The following is a 9,071-nucleotide window of genomic DNA, read 5'->3' on the forward strand; positions in this document are numbered from 1 at the left end:
GCGCCCCCGGGCGGCGAGAGCTTCGCCGTGGTGCGGGCGCGCGTCGAGCGGGGACTGCGGCGCATCGTCGCCGACCGCCCCGGCGGCGTGGTCGCCGTCGTCAGCCACGTCACCCCTATCAAACTGGCGATCCGGGCGGGCCTGGGCGCCGGTGACGAGCTGCTGTTCCGGCTGCACCTGGACCTCGCCTCCGTCTCCGACGTGCGTTTCTACTCCGACGGGCCGACCTCGGTGCACCTGGTCAACGACACCTCCCACCTCGTCTGAGCCCGCACCCCGACCGGCCCGCGCGGGCGACTAGACTCCCTGGGGCGAACGAGTCGGCCGGACGGCCGCGGACAGGGGAACCGGCGCTATCGGTGGCCAGGCCCCGGCCCGAGGAAAGTCCGGACTCCACAGAGCAGGGCGGTTGCTAACGGCAACCCGGGGTGACCCGCGGGACAGTGCCACAGAAAACAGACCGCCGCGCCTGCGGGCGCGGTAAGGGTGAAACGGTGCGGTAAGAGCGCACCAGCGCCCCGGGTGACCGGGGCGGCTAGGTAAACCCCGCCCGGAGCAAGGTCGAAGGTCGCACCGCTCGCGGTGCGGCTGCGCGGATGGCGTGCAGCGATGCACGGGAGGGCTGCTCGCCCGAGTCCGCGGGTGGACCGCTCGAGGTACCCGGTGACGGAGTGCCCAGATGGATGGTCGTCGCCCTCCGCCCGCGGAGGGCACAGGATCCGGCTTACAGGCCGGCTCGTTCGCCCCGTTCCCGGCAGGCGGTGCTGCGGCGCGCGGTGGCGGGCCCGGACCCGGATAGTAGGGTCCGAGGTGACAAGCCCGTCCCGTCGAACCGAGGAGGCCCACCGTGTCGGACGAACAATGGTACTACGACATCGCCACAGGTCAGGCGCAGCAAGGCAAGGTGACCAACTGGGACAACCGGATGGGCCCCTATGCCACGCGCGGCGAGGCCGAGGCGGCGCTGGCCAAGGCGAAGGCCCGCAACGAGGCCTGGGACGCCCAGGACGACTAGTACGAGCCCGGGAGGTCGAGCCGGGCTGTCCTACTTCTTCCCGCCCTTCTTCTTGCCGCTCTTCTTCTTGTCCTTCTTCTTCCGGCGCCGCCGTGCCGCACGCCGTGACTCGGACAGTTCGCGATAGGCGGCCGTGACCGCCGCGGCGTCGCTCTCGAACCCCTCGAGGGTGCGCTCGGAGAACGCCCGCTCGTGCTCGAAGAGCACGCCGAGGCCGAACGTCGACTCACCGGCGAACTCGGCCCGCCGCGCGATGCGCCGGATCCACTGCCGGGTGGTGACGCTGTCCTGGACCTCCCCGAGCACCGTGTGCAGCCGGTCGCAGGCCGTACGCAGCGGGGCCACCGTGAGGTCCTCCGTGTTCGGCACCGCGCTGACGTTGCGGCGCAGTGCCTTCGCGCGCTTGCGCACGACGTGGGTGAGTTCCTCCCGCTGGGCCAGCGTCAGGTCGAGGGAGTCCAGGTCGCGCTCGGTTCGGGTACGGACCTTGGTGAACTTGGAGAACTGCCGGTCCACCCCGCGCAGCAGTGTCTCCTCGGCCTCGCGCCGCTTCCTACCGCCCTTCGACGGAGCACCGCCCTTCGACGACGCCCCGCCCCCCACTGCGGCAGGGCCGGTGCCGGCGACGCGGACCAGCTCGTGGAGTCGGTCGACCACGTCGAGGTACCGGTCGGAGAGCAGCGCCGCGGTGACGCGTTCGCCCGCGCGCTGCTCCGCGAAGTCCAACTCGGTGCGCAGGAGATGCCGGGTCCGTGCGGTCACCACGTCCTCGGGGTAGTCGGCTGCCAGCGCCCCGAGTCGCTGGTCGACCACCTGGATGTCCCGGGCCTTGCCCAGCACCGCGGCGAGTTCCTTGAGTTCGGCGAGGAGCGCGGCCGGGTCGATGTCGGTGCCGGCGGTCTCCGCCCCGAGCTCGTCGGCGTACGAGCTGATGGTGCTCCGCAGGCCACGGACCGCGACGCGCATCTGGTGGACGCCCACCACGGTGACGCGCCGGGCCGCCGGATCGTGGTCGAGGAGTTGCTGCAGGTCCTGGACAAGGGCGTCGCGCACGGGCGAGACGCCGCGCTCGTAGAGGTCGGGGAGTGGGCCGATGGTGCGGGCGAGTTTGGACGACGACGACGAGGCGTGAGCCCCGGCGTCCGCGCAGGCGGCGGCGACGGTCGCGAGGAGATCGTGTGCATCGGGTCGCGCCGGATCGACCAGTTCGGTCTCCCATTCCCGCCATCCCGCCGTTGATCCGCCGGCGACGAACGACTCGGTGGAGACACGGTCGTCGCAGAACTCGATCACCGCGGCCCCGTCGGGGTCCCGCAGCGTGAGGACCTGCCGGCGGTTGTCGATGCGGGCGACGGGCTCGAGGGGCCGACGGCGGACCAGCCCGGCGACGGCCGTGACGAGCTCCGCGGGGACGACGTCGTCACGGGGGTCGCCGTCGCCGAGCGGGGCCTGCAGTTCGACGCGTCCCGCCCGGTCGGGCAGTTTGAGGTGCCAACCCTCGTCGTCCCCGCCGGTGCGGCGCCGGAGTGTGACCTTGTGCCGGGTGAGCGAGAGGTCGGCGGTGTCGTAGTAGGTGGCGGAGAGCTGGTGCTCCACCGGGACGTCCGCGACGAGAGGCGCCAGGGCGTCGACCGTGGGCAGCGGGGTGTGCTCGTCGACCTCGAACTTGCTCTCGACCTCGACGGTCTCGTTGATCGTCATGGTCCGGTTGTATCAGTAAAGGATGAACACCGGCAGTGAGCGCCGCCCCTTCCGGACTTACCGGCGGGTAAGGTCAGTGGCTACGGTCACACGTTCGTCGTAAGGGAGAGATTGTGGATCAGCCGAAAATCGTCGACGTCCTGGTGGTGGGGGCGGGGTTCTCCGGGCTCGGTGCCGCCATCCGGCTCGCGCAGGAGGGCTTCGACGACCTCGTCGTCCTCGAACGCGGCCCCGACGTCGGCGGGACGTGGCGCGACAACAGCTATCCGGGCGCGGCGTGCGACGTCCCGTCCCACCTGTACTCGTACTCCTTCGCCCTCAACCCCGACTGGTCACGGGCCTTCTCGCCGCAGGGCGAGATCTACGACTACATCCGGAAGGTCACGCACGAGGCCGGCGTGCGCGAGAAGATCCGCTTCGGCGTCGACGTCACCTCGGTGGACTACGACGAGTCCCGCGGCCGGTGGACGGTGCGCACCAGCGAGGAGGAGTACGACGCCCGCGTGGTGGTGCTGGGCGTCGGGGCACTGTGCGAGCCCAGGCTCCCGGAGATCGACGGCGTCGGCGACTTCGCCGGGCCCGTCTTCCACACCGCCCGCTGGGACCACTCGGTGACGCTGGCCGACAAGCGAGTCGCGGTGATCGGCACGGGCGCCTCGGCGATCCAGGTGGTGCCGTCCATCGCCCCGACCGTGGCGCACCTCGACGTCTACCAGCGCACCGCGCCCTGGGTCCTGCCCCGGATGGACCGGCAGTACCCCCGGTTCGAGCGGTCGCTGTACCGCCGGGTGCCCGGGCTGCAGCGCGCGGTGCGGGCCCTGCAGTACGCCAGCCGCGAGTTCCAGGTGGTGGGCCTGACCCGCACCCGCGCGGCGCTGGCACCCATCAAGGCGCTCGGACGGGCACACCTGGCGATGCAGGTGCGCGACCGTGCCCTGCGCGCGCGGCTCACCCCGCACTTCGAGATCGGGTGCAAGCGCATCCTGCTGTCCAACACCTGGTACCCGGCACTGTCCCGGGACAACGTCGACGTGGTCACCGAGCCGATCACCCGCGTCACCGAGGGCGGGATCGTCACCGGTGACGGAACCGAGCACCCCGCCGACGTCCTGGTGGTGGCCACGGGCTTCCACGTCACCGATTCACCGTTCTTCGAGCGCGTCCGCGGAACGGACGGGCGCACCCTGGCGGACAAGTGGCAGAGCGAAGGGATGGAGGCCTACAAGGGGACCACGGTCGCCGGCTACCCCAACCTGTTCGTCCTGGTGGGCCCCGCGACCGGACTCGGGCACTCGTCGATGATCTACATGATCGAGTCCCAGCTCAACTACCTCGTGGACGCGCTGCGCACCATGCGGGACCGCAGCCTGCAGACCGTCGAGGTGCGTGCGGCCGTCCAGGACGCGTACAACCGCGAACTGCGCGACAGCACCGGCGAGACCGTGTGGGTGACCGGTTGCCGGAGCTGGTACCTCGACGACAAGGGCAACGCGCCGGCCGTGTGGCCGGACTACACCTTCACTTTCCGCAACCAGACCCGGGAGTTCGACCTGAGCGCCTACCGGCGGACCGCGGCCGACGACACGGCCGCGACGCGTACCGGGCAGGAGGCCCTCCGGTGAGCGCCCCGATCGGCAGACTGTTCGGCGCCGTCGGGTCACTGGCCCGCCGCCCCCGCTGGCGGATGGACGGCAAGGTCGTCGTCGTCACCGGCGCCGGCTCGGGGATCGGGCGCGAACTGGCGCGCGAGGCCGCGCGGCGCGGCGCCCGGTTGGCACTGAGCGACATCGACGCAGACGGACTGGCCCGGACCGTCGAACTCGCGCGCGGTGACGGCGCCACCGACGTGCACTCGCAGCGTCTCGACGTCACAGAACAGGCGATGGTCGCTGAGTACGCGGGGGCGGTCGCCGAGCACTTCGGTGTGGTCCACCTGGTCGTCAACAACGCCGGCATCGCGTTCACCGGGGCGGTCGAGCAGTCCGGCTACAAGGACATCGCCCGCGTGATGGACGTCGACTACTGGGGCGTCGTGCACGGCACCAAGGAGTTCCTCCCGCACCTCATCGCCTCCGGCGACGGCCACCTGGTCAACATCTCCAGCATCTTCGCGTTCCTGTCCGTGCCCACCCAGAACGCCTACAACGCGGCCAAGGCGGCGGTGCAGCAGTTCACCGAGTCCCTGCGGATGGAGATGATGGCGGCCGGGCACCCCGTCGACGTCACCTGCGTCCACCCGGGCGGGATCAAGACCGCCGTCGCCCGGAGCGCCGGCGCGGCCGAGGGGCTGGACAGCGCGAACTTCGCCACGATCTTCGACGCGAAGTTCGCGCGCACCGAGGCGTCGACCGCCGCGCGGGTGATCCTCGACGGCGTCGAGCGACGTAGGGCGCGCGTGCTGGTGGGGGTCGACGCCCACCTGCTCGACGCCCTGGTCCGGCTGTTCCCGACCGGCTACCAGAAGGGCACGGTCGCGATGTCGCGCCGCTTCGGGGTGGTCTGAGACGGGGGCGCGCCCGGCCCGGGCTCCTCAGGGACGGAAGCGGTCCGTGGCCTCCAGCAGGTGGTGCGTCGTGCCGGGTTCGGCCATCGCGTGCCCCGCGTCGGGGACGATGTGCAGCTCCGAACCCGGCCACGCCGCGTGCAGCTCCCACGCGCCTGCGACCGGGCACACCACGTCGTAGCGGCCGTGGACGATCACGGCGGGCAGGTGGGCGATCCGGTCCATCCGGTCCAGGATCGCCCGGCCCCGCAGGAACGCGTCGTGGACGAAGTAGTGGTTCTCGATCCGGGCGAAGGCCAGGGCGAAGCGGTCCGGGTCACCGCCGGTGCCGGCGGGTCGGGGAAGCAGGGTCGAGGTGGACGTCTCCCACGTGGTCCACGCGCGGGCCGCCTCGAGTTCGACCTGCGGATCCCCGCAGTGCAGGAGCCGGTGGTAGGCCGCGACGTGGTCGTAACCCGGCTGATGGACGGCGTCGGGGCCGTCCGCGGCGAGCAACGGCGCGAGGTAGCCCTCCCACACGTCCGGGAACAGGTGCGCGGCCCCACCGCGGTAGAACCAGTCGATCTCGCTCGGGCGGCACAGGAAGACGCCGCGCAGGATCAGTCCGCGGACCCTGGAGGGATGCTCCTGGGCGTACGCCAACGCCAGGGTGGAGCCCCACGAGCCGCCGAAGACCAGCCACTCCTCGACCCCGAGGTGCTCCCGCAGTCGCTCGAGATCGTCGACCAGGTGCCAGGTGGTGTTGACCGTCAACTCCGCGCCGTCGGCGACGTGCGGGGTGCTCCGCCCGCACCCCCGCTGGTCGATCAGGATGATCCGGTAGGCGGCCGGGTCGAACATGCGTCGGTGCTCGGGCGTCGTCCCGCCACCGGGTCCGCCGTGGACGAACAGGACGGGGGCGCCGTGCGGGTTTCCGGAGCACTCCCAGTACACGTGCTGCCCGTCGCCCACGTCGAGCATCCCGCTGTCGTAGGGCTCGATCGCCGGGTACGGGGCACGTCGGGCGGCCCCGTGTCCGCTGTCGGTCGTCGGTGCCACCACGGTCAGAAGGAGTGCTCGGCGCCGGGGAAGGCCCGCGAGCGGACCTCGGTTCCGTACTCGCGGGCGGCGTCACGCAGCGTGTCGGCCAGCTCGGCGTACCGCTTGACGAACTTCGCGGTGCGGCCCGTGCTGTGCCCGGCCATGTCCTGCCAGACCAGCACCTGGGCGTCGCACCCGTTGCCGGCCCCGATGCCCACGGTGGAGATCTCCAGTTCTGCGGTCACCTCCCGGGCCAGGTCGGCGGGCACCATCTCCATCACCACGGAGAACGCCCCGGCCTCCTGGACGGCACGCGCGTCGGCGCGCAGCTGATCCGCCGCGTCGCCGCGTCCCTGGACCCGGAACCCGCCCAGCCCGTTGACCGACTGCGGCGTGAAGCCGATGTGGGCCATCACGGGGATCCCGGCGTCGACGATCGCCTTGATCTGCGGGACCATCCGCACGCCGCCCTCGAGCTTGACGGCCTGGGCACCGCCCTCCTTCATCATGCGGGTGGCCGCGGCCACGGCCTGCGTCGGCGAGGCCTCGTAGCTGCCGAACACCAGATCCGCTACGACCAGCGCCTTCGGGGCGCCGCGGGTGACGGCCCGCACCAGCGGGATCATCTCGTCCTCGGTCACCGGGACCGTCGTGTCGTAGCCGTAGACCACGTTGGCGGCCGAGTCGCCGACGAGCAGCACCGGGATCCCGGCCTCCTGGAACAGCCGCGCGGAGACGAAGTCGTAGGCGGTGAGCATCGGCCACGGCTCGCCGGTGGCCTTGAGCTCGGCGAGGTGGTGCAGACGGGTGACCCGGGTCAGGCCCTGCGGCCCGTCGCCCTTCGGCGTCTGGTCCGGTGCGCCGACGGCGCCGTAGACCGGGGAGTCGGGGGTGTCGCTCATGGGAGTGGGGCCTTCCTTCGGTGACCTCGAGGCCGGCTGGGCGCCGGTACCCGGGTGGACAGGGGGCGGTGACGTGCGCGGCGGGATCCGTTCGCTGTCGCGGACGAGTCTGCCACGACGGGCCCGGAGGGGGCCGGTGGGCGTCGCGGCGGGCGGATGTCACACGCTCGTAACACGACAGGCACTAGGTTGGAGCGCATGAACCGCCAGCAGGAGTACGTTCTCAGGACCTTGGAAGAGCGCGACATCCGGTTCGTCCGGCTCTGGTTCACCGACGTCCTCGGCACCCTCAAGTCGGTCGCCGTGGCGCCGGCCGAACTCGAGGGCGCCTTCGGGGAGGGGATCGGCTTCGACGGCTCCGCCATCGAGGGCTTCTCCCGGGTCTCGGAGGCGGACACCGTCGCCAAGCCCGACCCGTCGACCTTCCAGGTGCTCCCGTGGGCCCACGCCGACGGCAAACAGCACTCCGCGCGCATCTTCTGCGACATCTTCAACCCGGACGGCAGCCCCAGCTGGGCCGACCCCCGGCACGTCCTGCGGCGTCAGCTCAGCAAGGCCGCCGACCTCGGGTTCTCGTGCTACGTGCACCCCGAGATCGAGTTCTTCCTGTTCAAGGACCTGGACACGGACGGCGCGGAGCCGGTGCCCACCGACAACGGCGGCTACTTCGACCAGGCCGTGCACGACTCCGCCCCGCACTTCCGGCGCCACGCGATCGAGGCGCTCGAGGCGATGGGCATCTCGGTGGAGTTCTCCCACCACGAGGGCGCGCCGGGCCAGCAGGAGATCGACCTCCGCTACGCCGACGCCCTGAGCATGGCGGACAACATCATGACGTTCCGCTACGTGGTCAAGGAGGTGGCCATGAACAACGGGGTGTGGGCGTCGTTCATGCCCAAGCCCCTGCGTGACCACCCGGGCTCGGCCATGCACACCCACATGAGCCTGTTCGAGGGCGACGCCAACGCGTTCCACGACCCGGACGACGAGTACCAGCTGTCCGATACCGCGAAGTCGTTCGTGGCGGGCATCCTCACCCACGCGCCCGAGTTCTCGGCGGTGACCAACCAGTGGGTCAACTCCTACAAGCGACTCATCGGCGGAGGCGAGGCCCCCACCGCGGCCACCTGGGGCCGGGCCAACCGGTCGGCGCTCGTCCGTGTGCCCATGTACACGCCCAACAAGGCGTCCTCGCGCCGCATCGAGGTGCGTAGCCCGGACTCGGCCTGCAACCCGTACCTGGCCTACGCGGTGATGTTCGCCGCCGGGATCAAGGGCGTCCAGGAGGGGTACGAGCTGCCGCCGGAGTCCGAGGACGACGTGTGGACCATGAGCCGGCGCGAGCGGCGGGCGATGGGATACACCGACCTCCCGGGCAGCCTCGAGCAGGCGCTGGACGCCATGGAGGAGTCCGAGCTCGTCGCCGAGGCGCTGGGCGAGCACGTGTTCGAGTTCTTCCTGCGCAACAAGCGGCGCGAGTGGCGCGAGTACCGCAACGACGTGACCCCGTACGAGCTGCGGCACTACCTCAACTTGTGACCGGGGGCGGCATCGTGAGCAGGGACTCCTCGCGCCCTCGGTTACCGAGCCCGGGCCGCCTCGGGCTGCTCGACGACCGGGCCGCGGACTGGCTCGACTACCTGGGGTGGACCGACGACGACGCGGTCCCGGTGCTGTGGTCGCTGTCCCGGGCTCCGGACCCCGACCTCGCTCTGGGAGCCCTGGTGCGGCTCCACGAATCACTCGCCGCCGGGTCCCACGATGAGAGTGGCTCTGCCCGCGCCCGCGCCGGTGCCGACGTCGCGGCGCTGGACGACGCGCTGCGATCCGACTCGCGGCTCCGGGCGCGGCTGCTGGGGCTGCTCGGATCCTCGAGCGCGCTGGGGGACCACCTCGTCGCCGAACCCACCCGGTGGGCGCTGCTGCGCGG

Annotated in this window: 8 protein-coding genes, 1 other RNA gene and 1 pseudogene; 7 read left to right on the forward strand and 3 right to left on the reverse strand. The window is 71.5% G+C overall.

What is annotated here, in order from left to right; genetic code table 11:
- The 3 genes from G6024_RS11780 to G6024_RS11790 form a co-directional block, all read left to right on the forward strand.
- Nucleotides 1-267: histidine phosphatase family protein (locus tag G6024_RS11780; RefSeq protein ID WP_182640372.1), on the forward strand; the 267-nt coding region annotated here is incomplete at its 5' end.
- 49 nt (nucleotides 268-316) lie between these two features.
- Nucleotides 317-743, forward strand: an RNA gene (rnpB, locus tag G6024_RS11785) — RNase P RNA component class A.
- A 104-nt stretch (nucleotides 744-847) separates the two neighbouring features.
- Nucleotides 848-1,015 (forward strand): SPOR domain-containing protein, encoded by a 168-nt coding sequence (locus G6024_RS11790; protein WP_132061872.1) that lies wholly within the window; start codon nucleotides 848-850, stop codon nucleotides 1,013-1,015.
- Nucleotides 1,016-1,045: 30 nt separating this feature from the next.
- Here G6024_RS11790 and G6024_RS11795 read toward each other — a convergent pair whose 3' ends face one another.
- Nucleotides 1,046-2,716: a CYTH and CHAD domain-containing protein gene (locus G6024_RS11795; RefSeq protein ID WP_159148778.1), complete on the reverse strand. Its 1,671-nt coding sequence runs from the start codon at nucleotides 2,714-2,716 to the stop codon at nucleotides 1,046-1,048.
- 113 nt (nucleotides 2,717-2,829) lie between these two features.
- Here G6024_RS11795 and G6024_RS11800 point away from each other — a divergent pair, with 113 nt between their 5' ends.
- Together G6024_RS11800 and G6024_RS11805 are read left to right on the forward strand one after the other, a co-directional pair.
- Nucleotides 2,830-4,338 (forward strand): flavin-containing monooxygenase, encoded by a 1,509-nt coding sequence (locus G6024_RS11800; RefSeq protein ID WP_159148779.1) that lies wholly within the window; start codon nucleotides 2,830-2,832, stop codon nucleotides 4,336-4,338.
- A gap of 62 nt (nucleotides 4,339-4,400) precedes the next feature.
- On the forward strand, nucleotides 4,401-5,219 hold the full coding sequence (locus tag G6024_RS11805; RefSeq protein ID WP_159148781.1) for an SDR family NAD(P)-dependent oxidoreductase: 819 nt from the start codon (nucleotides 4,401-4,403) through the stop codon (nucleotides 5,217-5,219).
- A 27-nt stretch (nucleotides 5,220-5,246) separates the two neighbouring features.
- Here the strand turns inward: G6024_RS11805 and pip are convergent, their stop codons facing one another.
- Both pip and panB read right to left on the reverse strand, forming a co-directional pair.
- On the reverse strand, nucleotides 5,247-6,260 hold the full coding sequence (gene pip / locus G6024_RS11810) for a prolyl aminopeptidase (RefSeq protein ID WP_390890273.1): 1,014 nt from the start codon (nucleotides 6,258-6,260) through the stop codon (nucleotides 5,247-5,249).
- A 2-nt stretch (nucleotides 6,261-6,262) separates the two neighbouring features.
- Nucleotides 6,263-7,141, reverse strand: a complete 879-nt coding sequence (gene panB / locus G6024_RS11815; RefSeq protein WP_159148780.1) for a 3-methyl-2-oxobutanoate hydroxymethyltransferase — start codon at nucleotides 7,139-7,141, stop codon at nucleotides 6,263-6,265.
- A 198-nt stretch (nucleotides 7,142-7,339) separates the two neighbouring features.
- Between panB and glnA the strand changes: the two genes are divergently transcribed.
- The gene (gene glnA / locus G6024_RS11820) at nucleotides 7,340-8,680 is read left to right on the forward strand and encodes a type I glutamate--ammonia ligase (protein WP_067714196.1); all 1,341 of its coding nucleotides are present in this window, start codon (nucleotides 7,340-7,342) and stop codon (nucleotides 8,678-8,680) included.
- 14 nt (nucleotides 8,681-8,694) lie between these two features.
- Nucleotides 8,695-9,071: pseudogene (locus G6024_RS11825) on the forward strand (bifunctional [glutamine synthetase] adenylyltransferase/[glutamine synthetase]-adenylyl-L-tyrosine phosphorylase); the annotation flags it as partial.

The sequence above is a fragment of the Dietzia maris genome, assembly GCF_014144855.1.
GTDB classification, from domain to species: domain Bacteria; phylum Actinomycetota; class Actinomycetes; order Mycobacteriales; family Mycobacteriaceae; genus Dietzia; species Dietzia kunjamensis.

Excerpts from the sequence above, each read along its gene's own strand:
- G6024_RS11795 (WP_159148778.1), bottom strand. The coding sequence starts at position 2,716 with ATGACGATCAACGAGACCGTCGAGGTCGAGAGCAAGTTCGAGGTCGAC.
- G6024_RS11805 (WP_159148781.1), top strand. The coding sequence starts at position 4,401 with ATGGACGGCAAGGTCGTCGTCGTCACCGGCGCCGGCTCGGGGATCGGG.
- panB (WP_159148780.1), bottom strand. The coding sequence starts at position 7,141 with ATGAGCGACACCCCCGACTCCCCGGTCTACGGCGCCGTCGGCGCACCG.
- glnA (WP_067714196.1), top strand. The coding sequence starts at position 7,340 with ATGAACCGCCAGCAGGAGTACGTTCTCAGGACCTTGGAAGAGCGCGAC.